This window comes from Mesorhizobium sp. C432A (assembly GCF_030323145.1).
Taxonomy (GTDB): Bacteria; Pseudomonadota; Alphaproteobacteria; order Rhizobiales; family Rhizobiaceae; genus Mesorhizobium.
Genome location: NZ_CP100470.1, coordinates 2,698,543 through 2,713,412 on the forward strand (window position 1 = coordinate 2,698,543; position 14,870 = coordinate 2,713,412).

At 63.1% G+C, this 14,870-nt stretch carries 17 protein-coding genes; 4 read left to right on the forward strand and 13 right to left on the reverse strand.

The features are described from left to right. Positions 1–12 precede the first annotated feature (12 nt). Complete coding sequence (locus NLY33_RS13045; RefSeq protein ID WP_023686122.1) at positions 13–885, forward strand: AraC family transcriptional regulator; 873 nt, start codon at positions 13–15, stop codon at positions 883–885. A gap of 36 nt (positions 886–921) precedes the next feature. On the opposite strand, the gene NLY33_RS13050 is transcribed toward NLY33_RS13045, so the two are convergent. The 9 genes from NLY33_RS13050 to NLY33_RS13090 all read right to left on the reverse strand — a co-directional run bounded on the left by NLY33_RS13050 (position 922) and on the right by NLY33_RS13090 (position 8,761). Continuing rightward, positions 922–1,893: a Bug family tripartite tricarboxylate transporter substrate binding protein gene (locus NLY33_RS13050; protein WP_023691573.1), complete on the reverse strand. Its 972-nt coding sequence runs from the start codon at positions 1,891–1,893 to the stop codon at positions 922–924. 146 nt (positions 1,894–2,039) lie between these two features. Beyond that, the gene (locus NLY33_RS13055; RefSeq protein WP_023705900.1) at positions 2,040–2,555 is read right to left on the reverse strand and encodes a hypothetical protein; all 516 of its coding nucleotides are present in this window, start codon (positions 2,553–2,555) and stop codon (positions 2,040–2,042) included. Between the two features lie 91 nt (positions 2,556–2,646). Then, complete coding sequence (locus NLY33_RS13060) at positions 2,647–3,582, reverse strand: ribose-phosphate pyrophosphokinase (RefSeq protein WP_023686119.1); 936 nt, start codon at positions 3,580–3,582, stop codon at positions 2,647–2,649. Positions 3,583–3,723: 141 nt separating this feature from the next. Beyond that, positions 3,724–4,320 (reverse strand): hypothetical protein, encoded by a 597-nt coding sequence (locus NLY33_RS13065; RefSeq protein WP_023686118.1) that lies wholly within the window; start codon positions 4,318–4,320, stop codon positions 3,724–3,726. Positions 4,321–4,375: 55 nt separating this feature from the next. Further along, entirely contained in the window at positions 4,376–5,527 is a 1,152-nt protein-coding gene (locus NLY33_RS13070; RefSeq protein ID WP_023705899.1) for a M24 family metallopeptidase, read from the reverse strand. Beyond that, on the reverse strand, positions 5,527–6,321 hold the full coding sequence (gene pgeF / locus NLY33_RS13075) for a peptidoglycan editing factor PgeF (protein WP_023705898.1): 795 nt from the start codon (positions 6,319–6,321) through the stop codon (positions 5,527–5,529). The genes NLY33_RS13070 and pgeF overlap by 1 nt, the downstream gene beginning before the upstream one ends. 151 nt (positions 6,322–6,472) lie before the next feature. After that, on the reverse strand, positions 6,473–7,537 hold the full coding sequence (locus tag NLY33_RS13080; RefSeq protein WP_023683719.1) for a class I SAM-dependent methyltransferase: 1,065 nt from the start codon (positions 7,535–7,537) through the stop codon (positions 6,473–6,475). Continuing rightward, entirely contained in the window at positions 7,534–8,418 is an 885-nt protein-coding gene (lgt, locus tag NLY33_RS13085) for a prolipoprotein diacylglyceryl transferase (protein WP_023672032.1), read from the reverse strand. Before lgt ends, NLY33_RS13080 begins: the two co-directional genes overlap by 4 nt. A 103-nt stretch (positions 8,419–8,521) precedes the next feature. After that, positions 8,522–8,761, reverse strand: a complete 240-nt coding sequence (locus tag NLY33_RS13090) for a BrnA antitoxin family protein (RefSeq protein ID WP_023683720.1) — start codon at positions 8,759–8,761, stop codon at positions 8,522–8,524. Between the two features lie 397 nt (positions 8,762–9,158). Between NLY33_RS13090 and NLY33_RS13100 the strand changes: the two genes are divergently transcribed. The 3 genes from NLY33_RS13100 (at position 9,159) to NLY33_RS13110 (ending at position 10,644) form a co-directional block, all read left to right on the forward strand. Then, on the forward strand, positions 9,159–9,461 hold the full coding sequence (locus NLY33_RS13100; protein ID WP_023672029.1) for an accessory factor UbiK family protein: 303 nt from the start codon (positions 9,159–9,161) through the stop codon (positions 9,459–9,461). A 316-nt stretch (positions 9,462–9,777) separates the two neighbouring features. Beyond that, the gene (locus NLY33_RS13105; protein WP_006202532.1) at positions 9,778–10,278 is read left to right on the forward strand and encodes a type III secretion system chaperone family protein; all 501 of its coding nucleotides are present in this window, start codon (positions 9,778–9,780) and stop codon (positions 10,276–10,278) included. Between the two features lie 6 nt (positions 10,279–10,284). Continuing rightward, positions 10,285–10,644: a tRNA-binding protein gene (locus NLY33_RS13110; RefSeq protein ID WP_023672028.1), complete on the forward strand. Its 360-nt coding sequence runs from the start codon at positions 10,285–10,287 to the stop codon at positions 10,642–10,644. Between the two features lie 10 nt (positions 10,645–10,654). Here the strand turns inward: NLY33_RS13110 and NLY33_RS13115 are convergent, their stop codons facing one another. The 4 genes from NLY33_RS13115 to NLY33_RS13130 all read right to left on the reverse strand — a co-directional run bounded on the left by NLY33_RS13115 (position 10,655) and on the right by NLY33_RS13130 (position 14,643). Then, positions 10,655–11,677: a glycosyltransferase family 4 protein gene (locus tag NLY33_RS13115; RefSeq protein ID WP_023683722.1), complete on the reverse strand. Its 1,023-nt coding sequence runs from the start codon at positions 11,675–11,677 to the stop codon at positions 10,655–10,657. 222 nt (positions 11,678–11,899) lie between these two features. Further along, positions 11,900–13,315, reverse strand: a complete 1,416-nt coding sequence (locus NLY33_RS13120; RefSeq protein ID WP_023705896.1) for an ATP-binding protein — start codon at positions 13,313–13,315, stop codon at positions 11,900–11,902. 88 nt (positions 13,316–13,403) lie between these two features. After that, positions 13,404–14,123, reverse strand: coding sequence for a response regulator (locus NLY33_RS13125; protein ID WP_023672025.1), 720 nt, complete (start codon positions 14,121–14,123; stop codon positions 13,404–13,406). Further along, positions 14,110–14,643: a MarR family winged helix-turn-helix transcriptional regulator gene (locus NLY33_RS13130; protein WP_023683723.1), complete on the reverse strand. Its 534-nt coding sequence runs from the start codon at positions 14,641–14,643 to the stop codon at positions 14,110–14,112. Before NLY33_RS13130 ends, NLY33_RS13125 begins: the two co-directional genes overlap by 14 nt. Positions 14,644–14,870 lie beyond the last annotated feature (227 nt).

A 14,870-nucleotide genomic window follows, 5' to 3' on the forward strand; every position in this document is an offset into this window, starting at 1 on the left:
GGGCCATAGCCGATGCCACATGGCAGGGACATCTTCCGCGCCGGCAATGCCGATCTCGGCCGATTGCACGAAAGCCGCTGGCAGTGGCTGGAGGAGGTTTCCGGGCCGGCGGTGGCTTTGCCGACCGAATATCCGGACGGTTACCTCGTGCCGCAACACCGCCACAGCCGCAGCCAACTGCTGCATGCGCTGGTCGGTGTCGTGCTGGTGACGACCAGGTACGGGCGCTGGATGGTGCCGCCCGACCACGCAATGTGGATACCGGCCGGCACCGAGCATTCTGTCGAAATGCTGGGCGACGTCTCGATGCGCTCGGTCTATGTCATGCCGGGCGCTATCCCCGGCCTGCCGGAAGGCTTGCGTGTCGTCGGCGTCACCGAGCTGATGCACAGCCTGATCGTAGAATCGGAAAAGCTGCCGCAAGGTGGCGAACTGGAAGGCCGCGGCGGGTTGATCATGAACCTCTTGCTGCACGAGATCCCGACCTTGCCGGAACGGCCGCTCGGCCTGCCGTTCCCGTCCGACCCGAAGCTGGCGGCGCTCTGCCGACGCTTTGTCGCGGCACCTTCGCCGCACGCCACGATCGACGAGTGGGCGGATGCCGCAGGCATGAGCCGGCGCTCCTTCACCCGCGCCTTCCAGCGCCAGACCGGACTGTCCTTGTCGACTTGGCGCCAGCAGGCCTGCCTGTTTGCGGCACTTCCCAGGCTCGCCGATGGCGAGCCGATCACCAGGGTGGCGCTCGACCTCGGTTATGACAGCGTGCCGGCATTCATAACCATGTTCAAGCGCATGCTCGGGGCCTCGCCGCGCGGCTATATGCGCGGCGCCCGCGACGAAGGCATGCGGCGGGCTCAGCCTCGACTTGAGGCCCCGGCGCCGTAGCGCCAGGAAAAAGCCCGCAGCACTTTGTCGTAGGCCCTAGTCCAGCTGAACGCCGCTGGCCTTGACGATCGGTTCCCATTTGGCGAGTTCGGCCTTCACATGCGCTCCAAGCTCTTCCGGGGTGGAGGCCACTATCGAGGCGCTGAACTGGGCCATGCGGGCGATCACATCAGGGTCTTTCAGGGCTTCAACTGCCGCCTTCTGAAGAACGGCGACGACCTCCGGCGGCGTGCCTGCGGGCGCGAACAGAGCGTTCCAGCTGTAGGTTTCATAGCCGGGAATGGTTTCGGCAATGGCCGGTATGTCGGGGAAGGAGGGAACGCGCTCCTTGGTGGTGACGCCAAGCGCTCTCAGCGTCCCGCTCTTGATATGGCCCGATGAAGAGGGGAGGTTGTCGAACATCATCGGCACCTGATTGCCGATAACGTCGTTCAAGGCCGGTCCGGCGCCCTTGTAGGGAATGTGCTGCATACTGACGCCGGCCATCGTCTTGAAAAGCTCGCCGGAGAGATGCAGCGGGGTGCCATTGCCTGATGAGGCGTAGGCATATTTGTCCGGGTCCTTCTTCAGCATCTCGATCAGTTCCTTGACGTCCTTGGCGGGGAATTCAGGGTTCACGACCAGGACGTTTGGCACCAGCACGAGCAACGATATCGGCGCAAAATCCTTCTCCGCATCGTAGGGCTTTGTCTTCAGGATCAGCGGGTTGAGCGCGTGGGTTGCGACCGTGCCCATCAGGATCGTGTAGCCGTCCGGTTCGGCTCGGGCGACCTGGGCAGCGCCGATGCTGCCCCCGGCGCCGCCGACATTTTCGACGACAATCTGCTGGCCCAGCTTTTCGGACATCTTGTTGGCGACCAGGCGCGCGACCAGATCCGTCGAGCCACCGGCGGAAAAGGGGACAACCATGGTGATGGTCCGGTCCGGAAAATCGGCGGCCCAGGCCGCCGGTGCTGAAAGGGTGGCTGCGATGGAAACCGCGAGCCCGAGCAAAGTCCTACGCCGCATCTGCTACTCCTCCGTTGATTGGAGGGGCAGTATGGCCATGGTGAACTCCTCGCACAATGCAACCATGGACTGACTGCCCGCCTCAGGAGATCGGGCTTGACACCGATGCTTCGGTTGGCGTGCGCGAGAACGCCTCACCCCTCAGTTCAATCAGCCTTGGTCCAGCTGAAAACAAGCCATTTGTATCGTGACGTCTCTTCAGGCTCGGCCGTGTAGGTCATCTGCATGTCGCCGCCCTCGGCGTAGATGTCGAGCCTGGGCGCCGTGTCCAGTTCGAGCCACAGGGAATCGTTCTTGAACGACCATGTCCCGCACCAGACGCAAGGCCCCGATGCCGGGTCACCCGGTTGGTGAAAATTGTAGCGGCCGTCCGCCGTGATCTCCAGATAGCCGAAGGCGCCATAAAAGGCGGTCACAGTCTGCTGAAATTCGGTCGCAGACGCTTCCTGGTCGGGCTTCGCCGGCTCTTTCAGATCACGCGGTGGCCGGATTGCGGACCCTGCGATGCTCCATTTGCCGATGAAATCCTTTTCGGTGGGAAGATATTCCGTTTGCGCCTGCGCGGTCGAAACCGGAGCGATTCTCGGCGCATAGGCCGCGCTGGCGATGCCGATTGCGAGAAGCATTCCTGCGATGCCTGCAGCCTTGATTCGATTGCGCATCAGCTGGCTCCTTTCACGACGGTTTGGGGCAGATTCCAAAAAGGAGATTACCCCGAGCCAGGCCCGTGGGCACGCTTTTGGGCAACATGGATTAATCGAACAGGCTCGACACGGACTCTTCGGTCGCTGTGCGCGAAATCGCCTCGCCCATCAGGTCGGCGATGGAGATGACGCGGATATTCGGGGCGTCGAGCACGCCTTGCGTCGGCTGGATGGAATCGGTGATCACCAGTTCCTGCAGCTTCGAGCCGCTGATCCGGGCGACCGCACCGCCCGACAGCACGCCGTGGGTGATATAGGCGGTGACGCTGGTAGCGCCGTTGGCGAGCAGCGCATCGGCGGCGTTGCACAGCGTGCCGCCGGAATCGACGATGTCGTCGATCAGCAGGCAATCCTTGCCGGCGACCGCGCCGATGATGTTCATCACTTCGGATTCACCGGGACGTTCGCGGCGCTTGTCGACGATGGCCAGTTGTGCGTCGAAGCGTTTGGCGAGCGCGCGGGCGCGCACCACGCCGCCAATATCGGGCGAGACGACGACGACATTGGCAAGCTGTTTGTATTTTGCCTTCACGTCGCGGGCCATCACCGGCACCGAGAACAGATTGTCGGTCGGAATGTCGAAAAAACCCTGGATCTGGCCGGCATGGAGGTCGAGCGTCAAAACGCGGTCGACGCCAGCGCGGGTGATCATGTTGGCGACCAGCTTGGCCGAGATCGGTGTGCGGCCCGAGGCCCGGCGATCCTGCCTGGCGTAACCGAAATAGGGGATGACCGCGGTGATGCGCTTGGCCGAGGAGCGCATGAAGGCATCGATCATGATGAGCAGTTCCATCAGATGATCGTTGGTCGGGAACGAGGTCGACTGCAGGATGAAGACATCCTCGCCGCGCACGTTTTCCTGGATTTCGACGAAGATTTCCTGATCGGCGAAGCGTCTGACGCTGGCCTTGCCCAGCGGGACATTGAGATAGCGGGCGACCGCTTCGGCCAGCACCCGGTTGGAATTGCCCGCGAAAAGCTTCATGCACCGTTCCTGGCGAAGGATGGGGAGGTCCTCTTAATCGGGCTTGTAGCGAGCCGTGCCGGTATTGCAAGCCTCGTTGACGGGAATCCGCCGGCTAATCTCAAAAACGTCAACAGTGAACGGAAGCCGGTAACAGGCGGATCAGCCGGCGCTGCCGCCGAGCCAGGCCGCGAACTGGTCGATCGTCTGGTCGGCGATCGCCTGCATGGTAGCGGGTGCAACCGCGGGCCAGCCTTCGGCGGCATTGACCGAGGGCGCCTTCTGCTGGCCATTGATGCGGTGTAGCCGGTTGCCAGCGGGGTCATAGACGTCCCAGACATAGATAACGGTGGTATCCTTGCCTTCCGTCATGGTCGAGAAGTAGCCCTTCAGCACATGGGTGGCGGCCTGGTCGGCGCTGCCGGCAAGGGTGATGCCGCGCTGCTTGGCGCGTGTCTGCAGTTCGGCCGTCAGCGGCGTTGCCGCTTCCACGGAGGCGCCGACGATCGGCGCGATCTGCAGCCGGGTCTTCGACAAAGCGGCGGCGCTCTGCGCGGGGTTGGCGGGTGTCGTGGCGCCGACGGCCGGCGCTGGTGTGGCGGCGGGCGCGATGCCCGGGGCAGCCAAGGGCTGAGCCGGTTGGGCCGAGGCTGCCGGCGGCGTGATGGCGGACGGCTCAAGGACGTCCTTGGCATTGGTGCAAGCGGCCAGCACAAGCGCTGCGAGCAATGACACGGTCGTCACATGCGATCGTCTCATCTGCCCGAAAACTCCTTAGTCGCGAACGCCCCCGCGTGGACCAACCATTATGGATTCACTGTACGATCAAGTCGAGATCATGGCGCGAAAGCGGCTTCGGCTGGGATTCGGTGGTCAGGTAGGTGCGGCCAAGCGTCATCGCCGTCTCGGTTTCGGAGTCCATGATGATCATGTGCGCGAACAATGTCATGTTGGGCGCGATCGGCTCGGGATTGCCCTGGTAGAACATCGGCATATCCATCCAGGACGGGGTGAAGCGGGCGCCGACGGAATAGCCGCAGGCGTTCAACCGATGCTTGGTCAGGCTGTGCGCCTCCAGCGTGCGGGCATGCGCGTCGAAGACGTCGCCGAAGGTGTTGCCGGGCGTCATCGCCTTCTCGACCGCCAGAAGAGCCGCGCGGGCGGCGTCGAACAGCTCCTGATGGCGCTTCGACGCCTTGCCGGTCAGCACGGTGCGCATCATCGGCGCGTGATAGTGATGGAACACGCCGGCCCATTCGAGCGTCAGCTGATCGTTCTTGGTCAGCTTGCGGCGCCCGGCCTTGTAGCGGCAGAGCAGCGCGTCGATGCCCGAGCCGATGATGAATTCATTGGCCGGATAGTCGCCGCCGCCGGCAAACACCGCGCCCTGCATGGCGGCAAGGACCAGCGCTTCGTCGCCGCCCTGCTTGATCAGCGGCAGGGCTGCGTCGAGCGCGTCGTCGGAAAGGTTGGCGGCCTTTTCGGCCTTGGCGATTTCAGCCGGGCTCTTGAACAGGCGCAGACGGCCGACAATACCGGAGGCGTCGGCGATCTGGCCGAAGGTCTGCAGCTGCTCGTCGACGCGGCGGCCGTTGAAGGCGGTCAGGCCATGGGTGTCGTATTCGACGCCGATGCGGGCGCCGAGGAGATTGAGGTCGTTGAGCAGGTTGCGCAGGTCGATCGCCGGGTTGGCGCCGTCGCGGTCGGTCCACAGCACGATGTTGCCGATGATCGAGGTGTGGCGCGCCTGGCGCAAATCGGCCGAGCGGGTGAGCAGCACCATCGAGCCGTCAGCCTTCACAACCAGGCACTGGAAGAAACAGAAGCCGAACGTGTCGTAGCCGGTTAGCCAGTACATGCTCTCCTGGGCGAAAAGCAGTACAGCATCGAGCTTCTTTTCCGTCATCTCGATCATCAACCGGTCACGCCGGGCGTCAAATTCCGACCGTTCGAAATGCAGCGCCATTATCCGTTCTCCAAAACAATTGCCGAAACCTGCCGACCGTAGTCCGGTTCCTTGCGATGCGTCGCGCGCCGGTAGGAAAAGAAGAGATCCTCCTCGGCATAGGTGCAGCGGCCAAGCCCCTCGGCGGTCACGCCAGCCTTCTTCAGCCGGTCGACCGTATAGAGGTTGAGATCGAACATTGCATGCGCCGGATTGGCCGAAGGCGCGAAATAGCCGATGTTTTCGGCATCGGCTTCGACGAAACGGGCGACGAATTCCGGCCCGACCTCGTAATTGTCGGGGCCGATCGAAGGACCGAGAACCGCAATGATGCGCTCACGGCGGGCGCCGAGGCTTTCCATCGCGGCAATGGTGTTTTCAAGCACACCGGTGAAAGCACCCTTCCAGCCGGCGTGTGCAGCGCCAATGATGCGCGCTTGCGCATCGGCGAACAGCACCGGGCCGCAATCGGCCGTCGAGGCGCCGATGGCGATGCCCGGCCGGTCGGTGACGATGGCGTCGGCCTTGGGCCGCGGGCCGGGAAAGGGTTCCCTGGCAATAACGACATCGGGCGAGTGGACCTGATGCGCGGTCAGGAGATGGCTGGCCGGCACACCCATCCAGGCAGCGACGCGGCGGCGGTTCTCGGCGACCAGCATCTGATCGTCATCCGAGCCGGTGCCGATGTTAAGTCCCTGATAGATGCCGCCGGAGACGCCGCCGATACGGGTGAAATAGCCATGGCGGATACCTCGCGGCTTGGCCGCTTCCAGCAGCGGCGAGCGAACAGGATCCGGTTTGGTCTGATTCAGCATGGATGGGTTTGTTGTCCGCGCCGGCGTTTTCGTCAAGGCGAAGTTCGGCCGAGTGATTGCGACAGTGCTGCCGCGTCGACTTTGCATTGGCCAAAAGCAGGCATGCGACCACAAGCGACATGGCGAGACGGCTTGTAACGATCTCTGAGGGTCAGACTGGCTGATGCGGCAGGATTTTCAGGATTTTGAACAGCGTGCCCATGCCGTCGGGGCCGGCCAGGCGCTCGACGGCATCGGCAATGGTTTGTCGTGCCTCTTGGCTTGCCTGGCTGCCCAACTGGCCAGCTCGCTCAAGCAATCCCGTGCCAAGCAGAAAGTCGCCCTGCGTCGCCAATTCCACATCGAGGCCATGCGCCCGCACGACGGCGGCCAGTGCAGCGAAGTCGACATGGGCGGTGAGATCGGCTTCGCCGGGATTGGCCAGCACATCTTCGGGGGCGTGCCTGCGCACGGCCTGCAATGTGTCGCCGAAACCGGGCTGGAGATGGCCGTAATCGGGGAACAGCCCGGCGCCGCCGTGGTCGGCTATGCGTTCGGCAATGGTCGCCATCAGTGCCGCGCGGGCCGGTGCTATTTCGAAAATAGAGCCTTGTGGCGCCTCGGCGGCGTCTTCCGGCAGCAGCGTCGCCTCGACCGAGCCGGCGCCGGCGAAGAAGCTCAACTCGTCTGAGACATCGAGGCCGATCACCCGTTCGCGCCAGCCGGCGCCGGCGCGGATGAACTGGCGGATCGGCACAGCGTCGAACAATTCGTTGCCGACAATCAGCAACGGCGCCTGCGGTAGTGTGGCGATGGTTTCGTGCCAGCCGAGCTCAACCGAAGTTTCGGCAAGCGTCTGCTTCTGGATTTCGGTTAGCCGCGGACTGGTCTCGACCAGAGCGAAGGATGCTCCGGCGGCGATAGCCGGATCGAGCCGCGTCAGGGTGCGAAGCATGTCCTTCATCAGCGTGCCGCGGCCAGGCCCGATCTCCGCGATGGTGACCGGCAGGGGTCGGCCGATCGCCAGCCAGGCCTGATAGAGCCAGACGGCGACGAGTTCGCCGAACATCTGGCTGATCTCGGGTGCGGTGACGAAGTCGCCGGCGGCGCCGAACGGCTCGCGCGTGGTGTAGTAGCCGTCGCTGGGATCGAACAGGCAGAGCGCCATGTACTCGTTGACGGGGAGGGGGCCGAGCGCGCCGATCAGGTCGACGATGCGGGTCTTCAGCCGTGTCATGCCGGCTGTGGTTGCGGCGCCGGTTTGGCTGTGGCCATCGCCCAGATGCCGGCCAGCACCATCGGCAGCGACAGCACCATGCCCATGGTGAGCCAGCCGCCGAGGAGGTAGCCGAGCTGCTGGTCGGGCTCGCGGAAGAACTCGACGAAGATGCGTGACAGGCCGTAGCCGCAAATGAAGGCGCCGCCGACAAAGCGCGGCGTCTTCAGCTTCAGCCGCGAATGGGTGAGGAAGCGCAGGACCAGGAACAGCACCGCGCCCTCGAGCAGCGCTTCGTAGAGCTGGCTCGGATGGCGAGGCTCCAGGCCCGCGACACAACCCGCCACGGTCTGCTGGAGACGCTCGTTGCAGAAGACGACGCCCCACGACACGTCGGTCACGCGACCCCAGAGTTCGGCATTGACGAAGTTCGCGATGCGGACGAGGCCGAGCCCGACCGGCACGCCGGCTGCCACCACGTCGAACAGCGTCCAGGTGCGGATGCCGCGCTTGAGGGAAAACAGCGTCATGGCGAGGATGACGCCAAGCAGGCCGCCATGGAACGACATGCCGCCCTGCCAGACGGCGAAGATGTCGAGCGGGTGGTCGATATAGCGCTTTAAATCGTAGAAAAGCACATAGCCGGTGCGTCCGCCGAGCACGACGCCGACGGCGGCCCAGACGATGAAATCGTCGAGGTCGATCGGCTTCATCGGCAAGACGCCATCAGGCCACAGCCTTGTGTTGGTGACGAGCCGCTTGGCGTACCACCAGGCGAACAGGATGCCGACGATATAGCCGATGCCGTACCAGTGCACAGCCAGCGGGCCGATCTGAACCAGGATCGGGTCGATGTTGGGGAAGGACAGCGACGCCATCGGCAGCGGGAAATAGTCGTTCAACAGGATCTCCTGGGAGGGCTCGCGTTAGGGCGCGGACCATGCGGCAGGGTTTTGGCGGGGTCAAGGCAAGGTGACGACATCCTGATCGTCAGAGATAATGGGCTCAACCCTGCGGCTTGCCGGCGACCAATTGCCTGAGCGCATCGTTGATCCTGTCTTGCCAGCCGGGGCCATCTTCCTGGAAATGGTCGAGCACGGCGCGATCGATCCTGATCGAGACAAGCTCGCGAACGTTTGGTGCGGCGGAGGGTTCGCGAATGGGAGGCGCGGGTTTCTTGACCGGCTTGAAGGCCGCTTCAGCGGCTTCCATCGGATTGGTCGGTCGGCGCGGGGGCGTTGCCATTGGTTGATCCTGAATGAGAGTGACTCTTGCCTGGAGCAAGTCGTGAGGAAAACTAGGCCGCTGGTCTGTGAAGACCAGTAACTTCACTTGGTTCTCTCTGCCATTGCCCTGTATTTGGCTTCAAGCCTGTCCAGCACCTCGTCGCCAGGCTAGACCCGGCCCGCATCGGCATCCGAAATGCCCTTTGCGAGTGCTGCATCGAGTGCTGCAAAGCGCTTCTCCAAGTCCGCACTGTCCGTCACGGCAACCGTCGTTCCAAGAATCCATTTGCGATAATAGCAATCTGTCGGCCGGACCGTGAGCCAAATCGCGTCCGACATGAAGCCGCACCAGCTTCAACGTTCTTGCATTCCGCAGGCAGTGCCACTACGTCAATTCCAGCAAGCGAGGATTTGCCATGTCGACCGGACCGAACCGCATTCTCGATGAATTCGCCAAGCTGATGACCGATGCCGCGGGTGCCGCACAAGGCGTGCGCCGCGAGGTGGAGACTGCCTTCAAGGGGCAGGCCGAGCGCATCCTCAACACCATGGATGTGGTGCAGCGCGAGGAGTTCGAGGCTGCCCGCGACATGGCTGCCAAGGCCCGCGAAGAAAACACCAGGCTGGCCGCCCGCATCGATGCGCTCGAGGCCAGGCTTGCCGAATTGACCGGACAGGCCGCACCTGTGGCTGCGGCAAAGCCCAAAGCAAAAAAATAAAATTTGAACTTTTCCACAAAGCACAATCCGAAAAAATGCTTTGCCGTGAATCGTTTACCGGCGATGCATGAATCTTTGTGACAGCGCCTTTCCACATGCTGATGACGCAGTGCGAAAAATTAGGCTGTTCACGCGACTCCCGATCAATAGACTGAATTTGTTGCATGATTCGGAGCAGGGTCATGCGGCCGGGCGGTGGGGTCCGGTCCGGGGTCTTTGTGTCGTGAAGTCCTGGCCGTCCGAGTTCAAGACAAGATTGTTCGTCGTGTGTGCCCCGCGGAGCGTGTGGCGCTCCCCTGAACACAGGAAGCATTCCATGGAACTTCTCGAACTCGAATTCTCCCGCGAAATCCATCCGGTGGATGTCATCGAGCAGGTCGCCCATAACAATGACTGGTCCTTCGAAAGGGCCGGCGATGACGAAATCTCGATCTCGGTTGCCGGCAGCTGGACCGACTATCACGTCTCCTTCTCATGGATGGAGGATTTCGAGGCGCTGCATCTGGCCTGTGCTTTCGACATCAAGGTGCCGGAAGCCCGCGCGCTGGAAGTGATGCGGCTTTTGTCGCTGATCAACGAGCAGATGCTGTTTGGCCATTTCGATCTCTGGGAGCAGGAGGGCGCGATCATGTTTCGCCAGTCACTGCTGCTCGCCGGCGGGGTCGAACCGTCGAGCCAGCAGGTCGAGGTGCTTTTGTCGTCGGCGCTTGAAGCCTGCGAGTGCTATTTCCAGGCCTTCCAGTTCGTTGTCTGGTCGGGAACCTCGGCCAAGGATGCGCTGGCCGGCGTCCTGTTCGAGACCTATGGCAACGCTTGAGCTTCCATGAGTTCGAGCAGCGCGCGCAAGCCCGAGATCAGCTTTGCCGATTTTGATCGTGTCGACATCCGTGCCGGCACGATCGTCGAGGCCGAGCCTTTCCCCGAGGCGCGCAAACCCGCCTTCAAGCTGAAGATCGATTTCGGCCCTGAGATCGGCGTGAAGAAATCCTCGGCACAGATCACGAAATACTATGCGCCGGAAACGCTGGTGGGACGGCAGGTGTTTGCGGTGGTGAATTTCCCGCCGCGCCAGATCGGTCCGTTCATGTCGGAAGTGCTCACGCTCGGCTTCCCTGATGAGGAAGGCGCCGTGGTCCTTGGCGCCATCGAGCGCAAGGTGCCGGACGGCGGCAGGTTGTTTTAGGAAGATTGCGTCAGGCGGCCAGCTTGCGCCTTGTGCTCAGCGCCTCTTCGACCGTGTCCATGAACATTTCGGCGCAGGCTTTCCAGCTGTAGCGCATGGCGCGTTCGCGCGCCTCGGCGCGGTCGACATTGAGCGCGGCGAGCGAGGCCTCGCGCAGATCGGTCGACACCGCGCCGCCGATGCCGTCGCCGACAATGTCGATCGGTCCGGTGACCGGATAGGCGGCCACCGGCGTGCCGCTGGCCAGCGCCTCGATGATGACGTTGCCGAACGTGTCGGTGCGGCTGGGGAAAACGAAAACATCAGCCGAGGCGTAGATCTCGGCCAGCTCATCGTTCGGGCGATGGCCGAGGAAGTGCGCCTGCGGGTACTTCGCCCTGAGCCTAGCCAGTTCCGGTCCTTCGCCGACGATCACCTTGCTGCCGGGCAGGTCGAGATCGAGGAAGGCGCTCAGGTTCTTCTCGATGGCGACGCGGCCGACGCACAGGAATACCGGGCCGGGAAAGCCGAGGTCCTTCTTCTTGTCCGGGCGGAAGTGATCGGTGTCGACGCCCCGCGTCCACGGCCTGAGCTTGGTGAAGCCTCGCGACGCAAGGTCCTCCGCCAGCGACTGGGTGGCGACCAGCGTGCCTTGTCCGGAATTGTGGAAATCACGCAGCCAGCGATAGGCCCAGCTCTCCGGCACCGGCAGGCGGGCGCTGAGATATTCGGGAAAGCGGGTGTGATAGCTGGTGGTAAAGGGACGGCCAGCATTGCGGCAATAGCGCCGCGCCATGATGCCGAGCGGGCCTTCGGTGACGATATGGATATGGTCGGCCTTGCGAGCCTCGATCAGCCGCGCGACATGACCGGGCGTGGTCAGCGCCAGCCTGATGTCGGGGTAGGTCGGCAACGGCAAGGTGCGAAAGATGTTCGGGGTCAGGAAGTCGACCGCAACGTCGAAGGTTTTCAGCGTTTCGGTGAGCCGCTCCAGCGTGTGGACGACGCCGTTGACTTGCGGCCGCCAGGCGTCGGTAACCATCAGGATGCGCATTGCGGTCCTTTGCTCGGGTCGACGGTTGCCTTGATGCGATAGCGGTACGGCCCGGCTGCCCTCGCTTCGCTCCACCGCACCCGGGCAGGCACGAGGTCGAAGTAAGGCGGCTGAGCCGAATCAACTGAGGTCGCGCGCTTCATGCGCGCTCTTGGCCATGGTTTCATGACGGGCGGATGAAGCTGGTTTTTGGCCGAGCCCGCCTTCCAGATCATGCTTTGGTCAGGCGGGCACCTTGATCACCGCCCGCAGGCCGCCGAGCGGGCTGTCTTCCAGCGTGATGTCGCCGCCATGGCTGCGGGCGATGTCGCGGGCGATGGAGAGGCCAAGGCCGGTGCCGCTGGCGTCGAGGTTGCGCGCTTCGTCGAGCCGCACGAACGGTTTGAACACGTCCTCGCGCTTTTCCGGCGGGATGCCCGGACCGTCATCGTCGATGGTGACGACGAGTGAGCCGCGGCCGTGATCGGCGCTGATCTCCACCGTCTTGGCATAGCGCAAGGCATTGCCGGCGACATTGGACAACAGCCGGGCGAAAGCGTGCGGGCGCACATGCACGTCCGGATCACCGGCAAGCACGGTCGATAGCTTGCGCTTGTGCAGCGACGCCTCCTCGCCGAGCTTTTGGAAATAGGCCTCGAGATCGAAATGGCCGGCATCTTCCGACGCTTCGCCGCGGGCAAAAGCGATATAGCCTTCCAGCATCGACTGCATGTCGTCGATGTCCTGGTTGAGCGCGGCCTTGGTCTCGGGCTTGCCGCCGGCCAGCGCCAGCTGCAGCTTGAAGCGGGTGAGGATGGTTCTGAGATCGTGGCTGACGCCGGTCAGCATGGCGGTGCGCTGTTCCAGCTGGCGTTCGATGCGCTCGCGCATCTGGATGAAGGCAAAGCCGGCCCGGCGAACCTCCTCGGCGCCGCGTGGGCGGAAATCGCGCGGCATCGGCCGGCCCTTGCCGAAGCTTTCGGCGGCCTCGGCCAGAGACAGGATCGGCCGGATCTGGTTGCGAAGGAAGGGGATGGCAATCGTCAGCAGCACCAGTGACGTCCCGACCATCCAGATCAGGAAGATGTGGGTGTTGGAGGCATAGGCCTGGCTGCGGCGCACGAAGACGCGCAGCACCTTGCCCTCGAGCTGGATGCGGACCTCGACGATGTTGGAATTGCCGACCGTGTCGATCCAGAACGGGCGGTTGATCTGGCGGGTGATCTCGGTGGAAAGGACGTCGTCAAGGATCGAGAAGAATGGCTTGGGTCCAGGCGCCGGCAACGGGTCGGGCGGCAAGAGGTCGACCTTCAACTGCATGCGGTCCTGGGCGATGCGGATGATGTTCGCGTAGTCGCCATCGTGCGGATAGGTCTCGATCATGTCGATGATCGCGGCGATGTCGCGCACGGTGGCCTGCGACAGGCGCTGCGTCACGGTTGCCCAGTGGCGTTCCATGAAGTCGAAGGCGACGACCGACTGCAGAAGGATCATCGGCGCGATGACGATGATCAGCGAGCGGGCATAAAGCCGCTTGGGCATATAGAACGCAACCAGCCGCCAGAACCGCTTCCAGGCACGCGGCATTGCTTTCAGCGCGCGTGATACGCGCGCGCCAAAGCCGCCCTGTTCCGGCCGTTCCAGTTGCGTGGTCGCCATTTGTCCTTTCGCTGGGTCAATGGCCGCTGGTCGATGCCGCTGGTCGATGGCCACACATCTATGGCCAAGGGCGGCCGTCAGCGGCATTCTATTCCACGCTGAGCCGATACCCAATACCGCGCACCGTCTGCAGCCAGACCGGATTGGACGGATCGCGCTCGATCTTGCGGCGCAGGCGGTTGATCTGGACGTCGATGGTGCGCTCGCCGACTTCCGAATCGTCGCCGACAAGCTCGTGACGCGGGATCGTTTCGCCGGCCCGCGCGGCAAAGATCGCCAAGATCTCCTGCTCGCGGTCGGTCAGCTTCAGCGCCTCGCCGCCCCGCTTCAGCTCGCGCCTGGCGATCTGGAAGGTGTAGGGGCCGAAGACCAGCTGCTCGACCTTGGGCGTCGTCGCCGGGCCGCCGCGGCGCAGAATGTTATTGATGCGCAGGATCAGTTCGCGCGGGTCGAAGGGCTTGGGCAGATAGTCGTCGGCGCCGGCCTCGAGCCCAGTGATGCGGCTGTCGGTTTCCGATAGCGCGGTGAGCATCAGGATCGGTACGTTCTTCTCCGCCCGCAGCGCCTTGGTGAGGTCGACGCCGGTCTCTCCGGGCATCATGACGTCGAGGACAAGGAGGTCGAAGTCGAGTCCTGCAAGCTTTCGCCTGGCCTCGCCGGCATTTCCGGCGACTGTGACGCGAAAACCATTTTCGGTCAGATACTGCTTGAGCAAATTGCGAATGCGGGTGTCGTCGTCGACCACAAGCAGATGCGGCGCGTCATCGTCCGGCGCCGTCGGCTGGTCCACCCTCTCAATGGTCTCCATGGCTTTTCCCTGACATGTTTGCAGGCACAATGTCGATCTGCGCCCTTAGTTCCGGATTGACCATGGCTTCCAGGAATCGTTCGATCAAGGGACGCTCGCTGGCTCCGGAATCTTCCAATGCAGCACGGATGCGGCGTGACTGTGGCCGCGCCAGGGCCAGCGCCAGGGCGCGCCCCTTGGCTGTCGGATAGAGCTCCCGCTGGCGGCGGTCGCGCGGACCCTGCAATTGCACGATATGGTCGGTGTCGATCAACTGCTTGAGCACCCGCGCCAGGCTCTGCTTGGTGATCTTGAGCACGTCGAGCAGTTCAGCGACCGTCAGTCCCGGCCGGCGGTTGACGAAATGCAGCACCCGGTGATGGGCGCGGCCAAAGCCGTAATCGGCCAGGATCTGGTCCGGATCGGAAGTGAAATCGCGATACGCAAAGAAGAACAGTTCGATGATGGCGAAGTCGATGCCGTCCTCGTCGGTGATCGGCGTCTTGATCGGTTTTCCGGCAGCTGGGCTTCGATCCGTCATCATTTCTCCGTCCATAGAGGGAAATTATGTCAGTACTATTGACGTAATTTCCCCGCAATGGTAATTTTTGACAAGCTTTTGGGCTGAATGCGAACGAAAAGGCAAGGGAGTGCGGTTTTTCCGGAACTTCCTGAGTTTGCCAGAGTTCGATTCTCCGCTTACGCTTCAAGGGCCGCCCGACGCGGCTGTCGCGCAACAAGAACAACACTAATGATGTGCGGGTCGCC